General features: G+C 37.4%; 13 protein-coding genes. 7 read left to right on the top strand and 6 right to left on the bottom strand.

Annotated features, from left to right (window positions below):
- The first annotated feature begins 31 nt into the window (after positions 1-31).
- The 4 genes from EWU22_RS11890 to EWU22_RS11875 are packed head-to-tail and all read left to right on the top strand — an operon-like array spanning position 32 to position 6,194.
- A complete protein-coding gene (locus EWU22_RS11890) occupies positions 32-1,624 on the top strand; it encodes a glycosyltransferase family 39 protein (protein ID WP_161566855.1) in 1,593 nt (530 codons plus the stop codon).
- A 4-nt stretch (positions 1,625-1,628) separates the two neighbouring features.
- A complete protein-coding gene (locus tag EWU22_RS11885) occupies positions 1,629-2,582 on the top strand; it encodes a glycosyltransferase family 2 protein (RefSeq protein ID WP_130925896.1) in 954 nt (317 codons plus the stop codon).
- 6 nt (positions 2,583-2,588) lie between these two features.
- Entirely contained in the window at positions 2,589-3,254 is a 666-nt protein-coding gene (locus tag EWU22_RS11880) for a lysoplasmalogenase (protein ID WP_130925727.1), read from the top strand.
- A 15-nt stretch (positions 3,255-3,269) separates the two neighbouring features.
- The gene (locus EWU22_RS11875; protein ID WP_130925726.1) at positions 3,270-6,194 is read left to right on the top strand and encodes an FAD-binding and (Fe-S)-binding domain-containing protein; all 2,925 of its coding nucleotides are present in this window, start codon (positions 3,270-3,272) and stop codon (positions 6,192-6,194) included.
- A gap of 10 nt (positions 6,195-6,204) precedes the next feature.
- Here the strand turns inward: EWU22_RS11875 and nagB are convergent, their stop codons facing one another.
- Together nagB and EWU22_RS11865 are read right to left on the bottom strand one after the other, a co-directional pair.
- A complete protein-coding gene (gene nagB, locus EWU22_RS11870) occupies positions 6,205-8,106 on the bottom strand; it encodes a glucosamine-6-phosphate deaminase (RefSeq protein ID WP_130925725.1) in 1,902 nt (633 codons plus the stop codon).
- Between the two features lie 10 nt (positions 8,107-8,116).
- Positions 8,117-8,323 carry a helix-turn-helix transcriptional regulator gene (locus tag EWU22_RS11865; RefSeq protein ID WP_130925724.1) on the bottom strand — a complete coding sequence of 69 codons (207 nt, stop codon included), beginning with the start codon at positions 8,321-8,323 and terminating at the stop codon, positions 8,117-8,119.
- A 196-nt stretch (positions 8,324-8,519) separates the two neighbouring features.
- On the opposite strand from EWU22_RS11865, the gene EWU22_RS11860 reads away from it, so the two are divergent.
- On the top strand, positions 8,520-10,895 hold the full coding sequence (locus EWU22_RS11860) for a TonB-dependent receptor (protein ID WP_130925723.1): 2,376 nt from the start codon (positions 8,520-8,522) through the stop codon (positions 10,893-10,895).
- Position 10,896: 1 nt separating this feature from the next.
- Complete coding sequence (locus EWU22_RS11855) at positions 10,897-11,817, top strand: DUF4249 domain-containing protein (protein ID WP_130925722.1); 921 nt, start codon at positions 10,897-10,899, stop codon at positions 11,815-11,817.
- Here the strand turns inward: EWU22_RS11855 and porT are convergent, their stop codons facing one another.
- The 4 genes from porT to EWU22_RS11835 form a co-directional block, all read right to left on the bottom strand.
- Positions 11,818-12,489 carry a type IX secretion/gliding motility protein PorT/SprT gene (gene porT / locus EWU22_RS11850; RefSeq protein ID WP_130925721.1) on the bottom strand — a complete coding sequence of 224 codons (672 nt, stop codon included), beginning with the start codon at positions 12,487-12,489 and terminating at the stop codon, positions 11,818-11,820. It abuts the gene before it with no gap.
- Positions 12,490-12,492: 3 nt separating this feature from the next.
- Positions 12,493-13,218 (bottom strand): bifunctional demethylmenaquinone methyltransferase/2-methoxy-6-polyprenyl-1,4-benzoquinol methylase UbiE, encoded by a 726-nt coding sequence (gene ubiE, locus EWU22_RS11845; protein ID WP_130925720.1) that lies wholly within the window; start codon positions 13,216-13,218, stop codon positions 12,493-12,495.
- Positions 13,219-13,290: 72 nt separating this feature from the next.
- The gene (locus EWU22_RS11840; RefSeq protein ID WP_130925719.1) at positions 13,291-14,217 is read right to left on the bottom strand and encodes an AEC family transporter; all 927 of its coding nucleotides are present in this window, start codon (positions 14,215-14,217) and stop codon (positions 13,291-13,293) included.
- The gene (locus EWU22_RS11835; protein WP_109323575.1) at positions 14,214-15,425 is read right to left on the bottom strand and encodes a sensor histidine kinase; all 1,212 of its coding nucleotides are present in this window, start codon (positions 15,423-15,425) and stop codon (positions 14,214-14,216) included. Before EWU22_RS11835 ends, EWU22_RS11840 begins: the two co-directional genes overlap by 4 nt.
- 141 nt (positions 15,426-15,566) lie before the next feature.
- On the opposite strand from EWU22_RS11835, the gene EWU22_RS11830 reads away from it, so the two are divergent.
- Positions 15,567-15,908, top strand: coding sequence for a PadR family transcriptional regulator (locus EWU22_RS11830; protein ID WP_109323570.1), 342 nt, complete (start codon positions 15,567-15,569; stop codon positions 15,906-15,908).
- Positions 15,909-15,914: the final 6 nt, after the last annotated feature.

The raw sequence follows: 15,914 nt of genomic DNA, 5'->3' as shown, positions 1-15,914 counted from the left end.
GATTTTTATGTTTTCTAGCTAAATGTGTTCGATGAAAAATAAAGGCCTTTTTGTATTGAGTTTTTTTGCTTTAATGCTCTTAGCATTGGGCCTAAGAACCTATCATATTGGTCAATTTGGCTTATTTGGAGATGAAAAGCAAAGCCTTCTTTTAGCAGTAGGAAATACCAATTTTGGTGGAATGACGGATATGTTAGCTCCTCCAAAGACATTTACACCAGAAGATTTTTGGAAGTCTAGAGGTATCAAGGCCTGGTTAGACGCAGATGCCCGTGGCGATGTGAGTGGGAATAGTTTAGTGCACGACATGATGCTGAAATTATTTGCCTTTTTGTTTGGCAAAGAAGATGGAGTCATTCGCTCGGTTTCAGTCCTTTTTAATATGTTGACGCTTTGGCTACTTTTCTACTGGGCTCGAAAAATTCGACCTCAATCAAGAGTCTTTCCAATCATCATATTAGCTTTAGCTGTCATAGAACCATTTTTTGTGATTTATAGCCAACAGGCCAGAAATTATACCACCAGCATTTTCTTTACCACAGCCTCCAATTTTTACTTTTGGTCTGCTATGCAAGCAGAGAACCAACAGAAAAGTACACGTAAAAAGTGGATCCTATGGATGCTTACTAGTTTGGCAGCTTTATTCAGCACATACCTTACAGCTTTGGTCTTTGTGGGTCAATTGATTTTCTCTTTAACCCAAAGAAACTCTTGGAAATTTTGGCAAAAACATATCCTAAGTGGCATATTAGTCATTATTCCATTTGCTAGTTGGATGCTATGGGGGCCAGGACAATATTTTTTAGCATATCAGGCAGATGCCGCCAAGCAATACCGCGAGTTTTTAGAACATAGTGGTCCCATAGCTGGGTGGATTGAGCCTGCAACTGCCGGCAATTTGTATAAAAGAACGGTTTCCATATTATCGGATCAATTTTTGTGGACCAATGATTTATATGTTCGCCATGGATTTAAAATTGGCGCCATTTGCTTGTTGTTGTTCGGCGTAGGAGTGATCTCTTGGCTAAAAAGCCTTTCTAAAGAAGTTAGGTCATTCTACTTATTTGGGATTATCCAGATTGCTTTTCCTGTTCTAGTATTAATACTATCAGCCATCCATGCAGGTACAACTACCGGTTTTTTCTTGCGCTATGCTAGTTTTGGACTCCCATTTGGGATATTTATTTCAGTGGGTTTGGCAGAATATGCTTTTCAACAAGCCATTTGGATACGGATTGTGAGCAGTATATTTTTATTCATACAGGTGAATTATTTGGTTCAAATATTGCTGCCACTCTATTCGGATAAAGTACAGAAATATACTTTTGCCCATGATCGAAGGTCAAACCCTTACATCGAAATCGCACATAAAATCAAGCAGCAGTATCAAGTAGGAGATACCGTGATTTATCCTTCAAAAATGAATAATTTTTTGAATTCTGCACATTTACAAGTAAGAGCGGCGGATGTGAGTGATGCCCAATTAACCAATGTGTACTTTGAACCGACTGATTTATATGTTCAGAAAATAGATACCTTAATTCAAGATTCCGTGCTTTTAAAGAAAAAAAATGGCAGAAGATTGCTTATTTTTGACTTCAAAAAAGGGAAATATAGATATTAGACGCATGACAAATGGAATTCCCCAGGTTTCCTTCGTGATTCCAGTTTATAACGAAGAAAGTAATTTACCAACACTCGTAGAGCGATTGATCAAGATAATGGATCAATCCCCAATAAGTTTAGAGGCCGTATTGATTGATGATGGCAGTCGAGATAATTCTCGAGCTATGTTGAAACAATTAGCATTAGCTGACCCTCGCTTCCATGTGGTTTTATTATCTCGTAATCACGGGCATCAATTGGCGCTTACAGCTGGTTTATCGGTAGCTCGAGGCACAGAAGGTGTTTTTGTGTTAGATGGAGATTTACAAGATCCCCCCGAGTTATTGGAAGAGTTTTATGCGAAACATTTGGAAGGATATGAGGTGGTTTATGCTATTCGTGAGAAGCGCAAAGAACCGTGGTATAAGCGCATGGCTTATTTTATTTTCTACCGAATATTGAAGAAAATAGCCAATGTAGATATTCCTTTGGATAGTGGAGATTTTTCTTTCATAGGTAGAAAAGTAGTGGATATTTTAAATCAAATGCCAGAAGAGAGTCGTTTTATTCGAGGAATGAGAACCTGGATTGGATTTAAGCAAATTGGCATCTCGTACAATCGACAAGAACGTGCCTTTGGAGATTCAAAATATACCTTTTCTAAGTTGGTTCAATTGGCTTTGAATGGGATATTTAACTTTAGCGAGTTCCCTATTAAATTTGTGTCCTCAGCAGGTTTCTTAGCCATAGCATCATCGCTGATGTATTTCTTTTATGTCGTAATCAAGAAATTGTTTATAGGTCAAGTGATTGAAGGATTTACCTCTTTATTATTTGTAATCATCTTATTTGGAGGAATTCAATTATTGGCGATTGGTATTTTGGGTGAATATATCTTACGTATTTTCTTTCAATCGAAAAATCGCCCGAATTACATTATTGACCAAGAAATTTGTGAAGGTAAACTACTGAAATAGGATAAAATGAAAGGGCCAAGGATTTTCTTGTTGTTGTATGGAATTGCAGCCTTCATGGATGTGATTGTTCCAATGCTCTTTCCTTCTCTCTCTCAAGTACGGTACCTTGCTAAACCAGCCCTCATGTTATTGTTGATGGCCTATGTCTTCGTTTCAAAAGATGTGGAACGTAAGCCAACCATCTTGTTAGCTTTGTTTTTTGCCTGGTTAGGAGATGTATTTTTGATGATTCCAGGTAGTAATCCCTTGTATTTTCAGCTTGGTCTTGGTGGTTTTTTGATCATGCAATGGATTTACATTGAGATGTTTAAAAAGCAGATCAATAAAGTGTTAAGTCCGGTAAATGGGATGACAGTCTTGGTGGCGATTTATGTAATAGGTTTATTGAGTCTCCTTTTACCTCAAATGAACTTAGCATTAGCTATTCCAGTTGTTATCTATGCAATTAGTTTAGGAACAATGCTTTGGTTCGCTTCACAAAGAAAATCCAGTGTTTCACTTTGGAATTATCAATGTATACTCAGTGGTGCGATATTATTTGTTTTGTCAGATAGTTTATTGGCTATAAACAAGTTTTATCATTCATTTCCTGGGAATTCCTTTTGGGTGATGTCCACTTATATCCTTGCTCAATTGTTACTCACGCAAGGTTTGGTTAAATTGCGCTCTTAATTAGATATTGATTTCATGCTTTCTACTGTTGAAACAACACCTGTCTTAGCTGAATTAGCTGAGAAAATTCAAGGATCATTATTTACCGATACGGTGATGCGTACTTTGTATGCCACGGATGCCTCGGCATATCGTGAAATGCCTTTAGGAGTTGTTATTCCTGAAACTCAAAAGGATTTAGAAACGATAATTCGATTTGCGGATCAACATGCTTTACCATTAATTCCAAGAACCGCCGGAACATCTTTGGCCGGCCAAGTTGTGGGCAAAGCTCTCATTGTAGATGTATCCAAATTTTTTAACCGAATTTTAGAAATCAATGAAGAAGAGTCCTATGTGTGGGTAGAACCTGGTGTGGTTCGAGATGTGTTGAATGTTGAGTTAAAAAAACACGGTCTATTTTTTGGGCCAGAGACGTCTACTGCCAACCGCGCCATGATAGGTGGTATGCTGGGCAATAATTCATGTGGATCCAACTCTGTTGTATATGGCTCCACGCGCGACCATGTATTGGAAGTTGAAGGTTATTTGTCTGATGGGACTTTGGTCAACTTTAGCTCTGAAAATCCTTTCGAAACGTTGAAAGGTTTAAAAGAGGGCACGCGTTTACATACTATTTATTCAAAAACTTTAGAAGCACTTTCCGATTCTAAAAGACAGCAGGAAATTCAAGATGAATTTCCAAAACCAAGTATTCACCGTCGAAATACGGGCTATGCAGTGGATATGTTGTTGAATACGGATGCTTTTGATTCAAAGAAAGCACCCTTTAACTTTTGTGCATTGTTGGCGGGTTCGGAAGGAACGCTTTGTTTTGCTACCAAAATTAAATTACATGTCGACAAGCTTCCACCTAAGCATTTAGGTTTAGTATGTGCGCACTTTAATACGATTGATGAGGCATTACGAGCTAATTTAATTGCCTTGAAATTTAATCCTTCAGCCTCAGAATTGATGGATCATTATATTTTGGAATGTACCAAAGCCAATCCTGAGCAAAGACAAAATCGTTTTTTTGTGGAAGGTGATCCTGGAGCTATTCTTGTGGTGGAATTACGTTCTGATGATCCCAATGAATTAGCGTCGCAAGCCAAGGAGGTTGAAAAAGCGATGCTTTCAGAAAACCTTGGTTATCATTTTCCATACATCACTGGTGAGAATGTCAAGAAGGTTTGGGATTTGAGAAAAGCGGGTTTAGGTTTATTATCTAATTTACCAGGCGATGAAAAAGCTGTAGCCGTAATTGAAGATACAGCTGTGGATGTCAATGATTTGCCAGCTTTCATTGCTGAGTTCAATGTGATTCTTTCTGAGAATAATCTTTATTGTGTGCATTACGCACACGCTGGTTCTGGAGAGTTGCATTTAAGACCTATTATTAATCTAAAGACTAAAGAAGGGCATAAGATGTTCCGCCATATTGCGGAAGAAATAGCCCGTTTAGTGAAAAAATATAAAGGTTCTTTATCGGGAGAACATGGTGACGGCCGACTAAGAGGAGAATTTATCCCTTGGATGGTTGGGGAGTCCAATTACCAATTGATGCGCGAGTTGAAATCTTGGTGGGACCCCAAAGGGATTTTCAATCCTAATAAAATTGTGGATACGCCACCTATGGATAGCTTTTTGCGTTATGAGGCAGGTCAAATAACTCCAGATTTCAAAACAGCTTTCCGCTATCAAGATCAGGATGTATTGCAACATGCTGAGCAATGTAATGGCTCGGGAGATTGCCGAAAAACGCCTATTTCTGGAGGTACAATGTGTCCATCATTCATGGCAACTCGCAATGAAAAAGAAACCACTCGTGCCCGTGCCAATATTCTTCGTGAATTCTTAACCCGTTCTCCTCAAGAGAATCGATTTGCCCATGAAGAGATTAAAGAGGTGATGGATTTATGCCTAGCTTGTAAAGGTTGTAAATCGGAATGCCCATCTAATGTGGATGTGGCCAAATTGAAAATGGAGTTTTTATACCAATACCAAAAAGAAAAAGGTTTGCCTATTCGCAGTTGGTTGGTAGGCCATTTCTCTAGTATTTCTTCCATAGCATCTAAAATTCCTTTTGCTTATAACCTAGTGATGGGTACTCCCTTTTTGCGCCGCATTGCGAATCGGATTGTAGGTTTCCATCCAAACAGAAGTATGCCATTGTTGGCGAATCAGACCTTGAGAGCTTGGTTGAAAAATAGGCCCAGCATTTCTTCTAATAAGGCCGTGTTTTTGTTTGTGGATGAATTTACCAATTTCAATGATGCTGAAGTAGGAAGAAAGGCTGTTTTACTTTTGGAAGCATTGGGCTATGAGGTTAGAACATTAGACCACCCAATCTCTGGTAGATCCTTTTTATCAAAAGGGATGTTGGACGAAGCCAAGGAATTAGCTCAGAAAAATGTGGAGTTGTGGAGTGATTTAGTGAGTCAAGAAGTGCCATTGGTGGGTATTGAGCCATCAGCCTTATTAACTTTTAGAGATGAGTATCCTGATTTAGTATCGGAAGCTTGGGTTGATCGAGCGAAGGAATTGGCAAAAAATGTTTTATTGCTAGAGGAATTTATTGCCAAGGAATTGGAAACTAAGCGAATTTCACCGAATCAGTTTACCCAAGAAAAGTGTTTAATTAAATTGCATGGACATTGTCAGCAGAAATCCATTAGCTCTTTAGTACCAGCTAAAAAGGCTTTATCCTTGCCTGCGAATTATGAAGTACAATTGATACCTTCAGGTTGCTGTGGTATGGCAGGTTCATTTGGCTACGAAAAAGAACATTATGATTTGTCGATGCAAATAGGAGAATTAGTGCTCTTTCCTACGGTTCGGGCTCAAGCTCCAGAAGTAATTATAGCTGCATCAGGTACAAGCTGTCGTCACCAGATTCACGACGGTACGCAACGCGAAGCGAAGCATACCGCCGAAATCTTATTTGAGGCTTTGGTTTAGAGGTGGTTTATTAAAATCTCCAGCGTACGAATGCTTCCATGGCTTCGTACTCAGCTAGTCCTAATTTATTGTAAATGCTGGCGGTTCCACGGTTGCGTTCTTCAGCTCTTTGCCAGAATTCACGCGAGTCATCACCTTGGAATACAACCCCATCTTTTTGAGATTGGTGTTTAAATATACCCATACGCTTTTGAAACACTTGATCTGGCGACATAGGAACAGCCATTTCAATTTGATCGATATCCCATTCAGCCCAGGCTCCTTTGTACAACCAAACCCAGCAATTTTTCATGTATTCACGATGTTTTAATCGTTGAACAGCTTCTAAAATGGCATCCAAACAAACTTTATGGGTTCCGTGTGGATCGGCTAAATCTCCTGCCGCATAAATTTGATGTGGTTGAATTTCTTCAATTAAATCCATGATGATTTGGACATCCGCTTCTCCAATCGGATTTTTACGAACAGTACCTGTTTCATAGAAAGGCATTTCTAAGAAGTGGGTGTTTTCTTTTTTGATTCCAACGAAGCGACACGTGTTTTTTGCTTCTCCTTTACGGATCAAACCTTTGATTTCACGAACAGATGGAATATCAATTTCTGAATCAAGCTTGCCTCTTAAGAACTTAACAGCTTCTTTGTAAATCTTATTGGCTTTTGGATTCGAGTTTTCAAATTTTTCATTGAAATCAACTACGAATTCAGCAAAACGAAGCGCTTCATCATCTGCAACGGCAATGTTACCTGTTGTTTGATATGCTACATGAACTTCATGTCCTTGATCATGAAGACGTTGGAATGTACCACCCATGGAGATGATATCGTCATCCGGGTGTGGACTAAATATGATGACTTTCTTTTTGGCTGGGAATGCTCTTTCCGGACGATGGGTATCATCTGCATTGGGCTTTCCACCTGGCCAACCTGTAATGGTATGTTGCAAGTAGTTGAATACTTCAATGTTGATATCATATGCCTGACCATACAAGGATAATAGTTCGGAAAGACCATGCTCATTGTAATCTTTACTCGTTAATTTTAAAACAGGCTTATCCAACTGTAGTGCCAAATGCGTTACTGCTTTTTTGATCATTTTACGATCCCAAATGACAGAATCTACTACCCAGGGTGTTTTGATGCGAGTTAATGCCGCTGCAGCTGTTTCATCTAAAATGAAAGTAGCATTATTATGTTGTTGTAAATAAGAAGCAGGGATGTCTGAGGTCACTGGACCTTCTACGGCACGAGCTACACTTTCAGCCTTATGTTCTCCCCAAGCCAATAAAATCACACGCTTAGCATGCATGATTTTATCAATACCCATTGTGATTGCTTTTTTATGCACTTTCTCTAATCCTCCAAAATCAATAGCTGCATCAATTTTGGTGCTAATGTCTAAGGTCATCAGACGAGTTCTCGAATTAATTAGGGAGCCTGGTTCATTAAAGCCTATATGTCCATTTCGACCAATTCCTAATAATTGAAAATCTAATCCGCCAAGTTTTTCGATTTTTTCATCGTAATCACGACAGAATTCAGGGATTTTTTCGATGGCCAATGTTCCATCTGGAATATTGATGTTATTCAATGGGATGTCCACATGATCAAACAATTGTTCTTTCATGAAGCGAACATAACTTTGAATAGCATCTGGTTGCATCGGATAATATTCATCCAAATTGAAGGTAATCACATTTTTGAAGCTTAAACCTTCTTCTTTATGCATTCGAATTAATTCTTGATATACCTTTTTAGGTGAGGAACCTGTGGCCAATCCTAGTACTGCAGGTTTCTTTTCTTTGGCTCTTTCACGAATTAGAGATGCAATTTCTTGAGCAACGGCTTTGGAAGCTTTTTCTGAATCAGAATAAATGTGGGTGGGTACTCGTTCAAAACTAATGGCCTGTTCCATGGTAAAATGATTAAGGTTTAGAGGCTATGACAATTAAATCTAGTTCCAGTATATCGAACAATCGAAGAATGGTTTTAATGGCTGGGTTTCCTTTTCCCAATTCAATGGAATGGATTGTTTTAATGGCAACTCCGCTTTTTTCACTCAATTCGTCTTGGTTTAGTCGAAGTGAGCTTCTTTTTTCTCGGATAATTTCACCAAAAACTTTCAAGTCCATCGTTTTTCTCTTGATTGTGATGTAAAAGTAGTACAAAAAATTAAAATAAAAATAATTCGGTAATATGTTACCGAATTATTTTTAAAAATTAAATATGGGTAAATTTTCAGATTATAAGTTTTTGAAACTTTATTGTCACATTGTAAGTTTATCTTTGTGTCAATCATTATACTCAAGTGTTCAATAATCTAATTCAATGAAATTTCGACATCTCATTATTATCATATTTAGTCTGTTTTGCAGCACTATATATGCACAAAAAGCTACTTTAAGCGGATATATCAAAGACAGTTCCAATGGAGAAGGATTGATAGGTGCTAATGTTTACATCAAAGAGCTCAAAGTAGGAAATCAAAGCAATACCTATGGTTTTTATAGTTTAACACTTGCTCCCGGTGAATATACCTTGGTTTTTTCTTACACTGGGTATGAGCGAGTGGAGAAGAAAATTGTGTTTTCCAATCAGGGCCAACAGTTTTCAGTCGAGTTAAAACCTGCTGATAGCGAATTAGCTGAGGTCAAAGTAACGGCCAAGGCGGTGGATGAAAATGTGAAGAGTATCGAGATGTCAGTCAATAAGATTGATATTAAAACGATCAAAAGGATTCCAGCATTATTAGGGGAAGTAGACTTAGTTAGAGCCATTCAATTATTACCAGGGGTTAGCACCGTAGGAGAAGGAGCAACAGGATTCAATGTTCGTGGTGGGGGAGTAGATCAAAATTTAGTTTTGATGGATGATGCACCTGTGTACAATTCTTCACACTTATTTGGCTTCTTTTCAGTCTTTAATCCAGATGCGGTAAAGGACGTTAAGTTGTTTAAGGGAGGTATACCTGCCCAATATGGCGGTCGTGTTTCGTCGATCTTGGATGTTAAAATGAAAGAAGGAAACACAAAAAAATTAGAAGTGAATGGTGGAATTGGGGTAATTTTTTCTCGTCTTTCTATAGAAGCACCTTTAATTAAGGACAAAGCATCATTTATAGTGGCTGCCAGAAGATCCTATATTGACATATTAGCTAAGCCATTTTTGACAGGTAATAATGCGAATGCCCAATTTAATTTTTATGATTTGACGGCTAAGGTCAATTATAACATCAATTCTAAAAATACCGTGTTTTTGTCGGGTTATTTTGGCCGAGATGTTTTTGGAACGGGTTTTGGTTTTAATTGGGGTAATGGGACATTATCAGCTCGATGGAATCACGTCTTTTCTAATAAGTTATTTTTAAATGCCACCAGTTTTTATAGTAATTATGATTACTTGTTGGATTCTGACTTACAAAATAAACGTCCAAATGATTCCTTTCGTTGGACTTCCAATATCGTTAATTTGAGTTTCAAGCCTGATTTTACCTATTATATCACTCCTGATAATACATTAACTTTTGGAGGTCAGATTCTGTCGTATGAATTTAAACCAGGTCAGGCAGTTGCCTCATCCATTGGAGAGAAGCGGGAGTTTGGTCAAGCTAATAAAAGAGGATTGGAAACTTCTTTTTATGTTGGAAATGAACTCAAGATTTCACCTCAGTTTTCGGCACAATATGGCTTACGTTATTCTCATTATGATTACCAAAGTTTAGATGGAGAATATTATAATCGGATAGCTGTTCCTATGTCAGCGCAAAATCCATCGGGATATGTTTTGCAGATTAATAAAGTAAATTCAGATCAGGTTATTGCTTCATATGGAAATTTTGAGCCTCGTTTGGCATTGAACTTAACATTGAATGAGGCGTCATCTATCAAAGCAAGCTTTAACCGTTTGTCGCAATATGTTCATTTAATGTCCAATACAGCAGCATCGACTCCTTTAGATGTATGGACTAGCTCAACCAATAATATTAAGCCACAAATAGCCGATCAGGTAGCTTTGGGATTTTTTAAGAACTATGGAGAAGGCGGTAATGATTATGAGGCTTCGGTAGAGGTGTATTATAAAAAAATGCAAAATCAGATTGATTATGCTGACCGAGCAAACTTGTTTTTAAATCCTTATTTCGAGAAAGACTTATTGTTTGGAGATGGTCGGGCCTATGGTTTAGAAGTATTTGTTAAGAAAAATGTAGGCAAGCTAACAGGCTGGTTGAGTTATACCTTGGCTAGAACAGAGCGTAAGATTGAGGGGATTAATAATAACGAATGGTATACAAGTCGTTATGACCGTACACATACCTTAAATTTGATTGGGCAATATGCCTTAAATGAAAAATGGTCATTGGGAGCCAATTTTGCTTACATTACAGGGGTACCTTATTCTATTCCAGTTCAAAAGTATGTTTACGAAGGTATTGCCTATCCACAAACTATACCTGGCACAAGGGGTAATATTCGAGTACCTGATTACCATCGATTAGATGTATCTGCTACCAAGAAAAACAAAAAAGGCCTGTTTGGAAAAGGCACATCAGAATGGGTATTCTCCGTATATAACTTATACAACCGGAAAAATCCTTTTTCAGTTTATACTCGTCCGAATGAAACAAATTCAGCTCAAACGGAGGCTGTACAACTATCGATTATTGGGTCATTTGTTCCAGCAGTAACTTATAACTTCTCGTTCTAACATGAAAAACACAGCTATATATATATTAAGTATCCTTTTTGTTGCGCTTTTAAGTTCTTGTGAGGATATCGTACAATTAGAAAGTCCCAAATCCAATAACTACCTCGTGGTTGAAGCCACGTTGACAAACTTAGCAGGTCCTCAAAAAATCATGCTTTCTAAATCTCAAGCCTATTTTGATAATACAGTAAGTCCTAAAATTAGTGGGGCAGAGGTAAAGGTTCGAGATAACATGGGTCAAGAATATGTGTTTGTGGAACAAAAAGATCAGGCGGGTACCTATGTTTGGCAACCTAAAGCTGCCACAGACATATTAGGTAAGATGGGAATGACTTATCAATTATCCATCAACTGGTCCAATGAGCAATTTACAGCTTCAGCTACGATGAGGCGAGTACCTACAATAGATTCTTTATTATATCAATTTGATGAGGCTTCGGGTCGACAAAGAGGAGACAATAAACCCAAAGAGGGATATGATGCTCAATTCTTTGCTAAAGACTTTTTAGGTTTGGGAGATTGCTACCGAGTTAAAACCTATAAAAATGGCAAGCTATATAATGACCCGTCTAATATATCTGTTATCTATGATGGGGCGTTCCAACAAGGAGCAGCATCTGATGGTCTAACATTTAATCTTCCTATTCGTAGATCTATTTCTCCAGAATTGTATTTGGAAAATGATTTAATTAAGGTTGAGCTATATTCTATTTCTCAGGATCAATTCAACTTTTATTCTCAGGCTCGACTAGAATTAAATAATGCAGGTTTATTTTCTAGACCTGCTGCTAATATTCCTACGAATATTCAGAACCTAAATGCTAATTCCTCCTTACAAGGGGCTGGATGGTTTGGTGTTTCTGCCGTTAGTGTTTTTGAAACAAAAGTGGATACTAAATTGGCAAGAAAGGGATTAAAGTAATTATTCGAAATTAATGTATAAGGTTACATTATGCGTGTTTAATCTACTTACCTTAAAATAAGGATTGGTAGCAACGGAAGGTGCTGAATATAAGTTGGCTATTCCATGTGAAAATCTGATTTCTGGGGTGAATTTGAAGTATTTGAAAAATCCTTCAAATCCGAAACCATATTCCAAAGCGAAATCTACGGTTTGAGCACTTAAAGCAGCACTATTCTTTTTTACATTGGCTTCGACACCAAATTTGGAGCCTGCTAAGACATACATTCGATGATTCATTCTACGAATGGATTTATATTTCAATAAAACGGGGATTTCAAACCAAGTAGACTCTCTCGCTATATTGATAGGTTCCGCTGGTTTAGGCTGGGTAAAGGTAATTTCTCGGTCATATAGGGCAATATTGATTCCAGATTTTAATTCAAAAAATTGGTTAAATGAATAATTGGCTAGACCTCCAATTTGAAATCCAAAATTTCTAGGCGAAATACTGGGTGCTAACTTTGGATCAGCCTCCATACTAAAATTACTCGAGCTTAATCCGAAAAGGAAACCAAAGTGAACCCTCTTATCGTCATAGAATTCATTGTTTATTCGAATGTATTTGTTCCCTTGAGCCAAAGAATGAAAGCCAACTAGGCTAAAAACAATAAGAATCAATAGCTTTTTCAAATCCTATTTTGATTTTTGACCTAAATAAATGGAACAAATGCCGCCTGTCATGGGTATCCATTGAGTATTTACATATCCAACACGTTGATAAATATCTAAAAAGTTTTGACCATCTGGAAAGGCTTGAACTGATTCTGGTAAATAGGTATATGCTGCTGGATCCTTGGAAATCAATCTGCCCAATATTGGAAGAATGAATTTGGAATAGATGGCATACAATTGTTTCATGGGGAATTTTCTTGGATTAGAAAATTCAAGAATCAAGCAATATCCTCCAGGTTTCAACACACGTAACATATCACTCAAGCCCTTCTCTAGGTTTTCGTAATTTCGAACACCAAAACTCACGGTGATGGCATCAAAGCTTTGATCTGAAAAAGGCAGCTTTTCAGAATCGCCTAATTGCAATTGTATTTTATCTTGTAATCCCAGTCTTTTTATTTTCTCGATTCCCACATCCAACATGCCTTGGGAGATATCTACCCCTGTGATTTTTTCAGGCTGTATCTTTAAGGCTTCGATGGCAAAATCACCTGTACCTGTTGCAATATCCAATAGCGATTTTATCCCTTTGTTTTTTAGCAAATTAATCGCTTTTTTTCTCCAAATAATGTCGATTCCACCACTAAGTAAATGATTTAAGAAATCATATTTGGGTGAAATGGAATTGAACATTTCTGCAACTTGTTCCTTTTTTCCTTGCGATTGATTTTTGTAGGGTACTACCATTTTTGATTAATTGCTTTAACTCCAAACGTAAATTAGGGGCATTTGTTTCTGCAAATTACCAAAATTATTTGGTTAGGCAGTAGCCATTTGGAATACAGCTACCAATATCCACATGAGTGCAAAACTGATTAGCATGGAAAAATTAACCAATGCACCTGCGATAGAGGTATCAAAGTTTAGTTCATCCGAATAAGTAATTAGGGTCATGCCTACAGGAAGTATGATGCAGATTAACATCATATTTCTAAAATGAGCATCAAAGGGGAGGCTATAAAATAAAAGTAAGCCTATGGATAGGCCTAATAAATAGCGAATACCAAGTACTTGAAATACTTTCAAGAATGATTTTTTTGGGAGTCTTACACTAAAATAAATCCCCATTAATAGTAATACCAAAGGTTTGTTTCCTTGTGCAATGGTATCCACAATGTTAGTTAAAAAAAATGGTAGGGGAATTTCAAGTAGGTTGACCAATAATCCAATCACCATGGCTTGAAAAGGAAAAAGCGACATAATACGTTTAAATACATGCTTCCACATATTCCCTTTTTTGGCTTTAGCTGAGAAATAGTTCCCCATGCCGTAGGTTAATATGAAATTGATAAATGAATTACCAATATCAAACATGGCGGCATATGTTAAACCTTTCCATCCCCAAATTCCTTCGATCAATGGATATGCAAACAATCCAAGGTTATAACCTGAGCACCCCATCGTTAAGATTCCTCGATACTCAGGGCCTTCTTTTTTGAAAATCTGAAATCCAACAAAGGAACAAAGGATAGCAAAGGCAATGCAAATGAGAGGAAGCCACAATAATTCAGAAGTGAATTGGACCTTGATCATCGTTGAGAATACCAAGGCAGGAAAAGTAGTATGCATTAAAAATTTTGAAATCTTTTTGGCATCATCTGTTGTGACAAATCCCAAGCTTTTTAGCACGTAGCCAATGGAAATGACAACTAAGGCAGAACCAAAAACAAAATTGGGGGAATTCATGCGTGGATGGGTGGCTTAGGCAAGGAAATTCGAAATGTACTCCCTTTATTGATTTCTGTGGATTTTAAAATGAGTTTTCCTTCATGATAATTCTCTACGATTCTTTTGGCCAAAGTAAGTCCCAATCCCCAACCTCTTTTCTTGGTACTAAATCCAGGAGAAAATATTTTGGACATATTCTTATTGGAAATTCCTTTTCCGGTATCAGAAATGTCGATATAGATTAAATTGTTTTTCCCCTCTGAAAGAATAATTTGAATGGATCCACTTCCACTCATGGCATCTACACCGTTTTTACAAATGTTTTCTATCACCCATTCAAATAAATAACGATTGACTTTTGCTACCTGGTCAGGGGCTAACATACTAATGATTTCAATGTGTACTTTACTGGAAATTCGATTCTTTAAGTATTGTAAGAAGGTAGTGATTAGCTCTTCTAAATTCTCTTCTTTTAATATAGGTGCTGATCCAATGTTAGAAAAACGAGTGGTAATGGTCTCCAAACGTTGAATATCCTTCGATAATTCAATGACAATATTCGGATCAATACTAGGCTCATTCCTTAGAATTTCAACCCATGCTGTTAGTGAAGAAAGCGGGGTACCTAATTGATGTGCCGTTTCTTTCGCTAAACCTACCCACACCCGATTTTGCTCTGCTCTTCTGGAATAGGAGAAAAAGATGTATCCTAGGAATCCAATGATCAATACAACCAGTAATTGAGAAAGGGGGTAGTATCTTAATAATTTTAGTAGTTTGGAATTCCCATAATAGATGTATTCTTTCTGAAAACCCATATCCATTTCGATGGGCTTATTGTTTTCTGAAATTATTTCAGTCAGTTTTTGCTTAAGAATAACTTGCTTAGCCTCGGTAGAAAGCTGGCTAGGCATGGGGATATTGATGGAGTTTAAATGCCCAGAACCATCTTTCCAAATAACGGGTATGGTATTGTTCTCATTGATTTTTTTAATTCTTTCAAAAAAGAAATTGATATCTGCATTCTCATCACTCGTCATTACGTAACGAATGGTCTCTGCATATAATTCGATTTGCTGTTTTTCTCTTTCCTCTAATTTAGTCACTAAACCATCTGTAAAGTAGAGTGAAAAGCCTGCCATGAAAACGCAAACTGCAAAAAAAGCCACCTTAAGCCATGTATCGCGGTTGTAAAAGGCTAGAGGTAAGGAGACTTCTTTGAACATGGGGATATTTTTCGAACCTAAAAAAGGCTATTCATCACAAAATAGTCACCGTTTATCCAAAAATCAAAAAAAAGTTTCTAAGGTACTATGTAATGCAAAGTACCTTACGTAGTTTTGTATCACATTAAAACACAGAAACCGATGGATATTGAAAATGCCAAGGTGCAGATGAGGAAAGGAATTTTGGAATTCTGTATTCTGCAGATTATTTCGCGAGGCGAGGTGTACGCATCCAACATGTTGGAAGAATTAACCTCAGCAAAAATCATGGTAGTGGAGGGAACCTTATACCCTCTTTTAACTCGACTAAAAAATGCCGGGTTTTTAGATTATAAATGGGTAGAATCTTCCTCAGGCCCACCACGTAAGTATTACGTATTAACAGAAAAAGGAGGAGAATTTTTAGAAGAACTTCATTTAACATGGGATGAGTTGCAAGGATCTGTACTTCAGATAACCAATCCCACCACCCCCAATTCATAAATCTAT

Origin of the sequence: Aquirufa nivalisilvae (genome assembly GCF_004307455.1) — a bacterium.
GTDB classification, from domain to species: domain Bacteria; phylum Bacteroidota; class Bacteroidia; order Cytophagales; family Spirosomataceae; genus Aquirufa; species Aquirufa nivalisilvae.
This window is presented reverse-complemented; position numbering and strand designations above follow the sequence as displayed.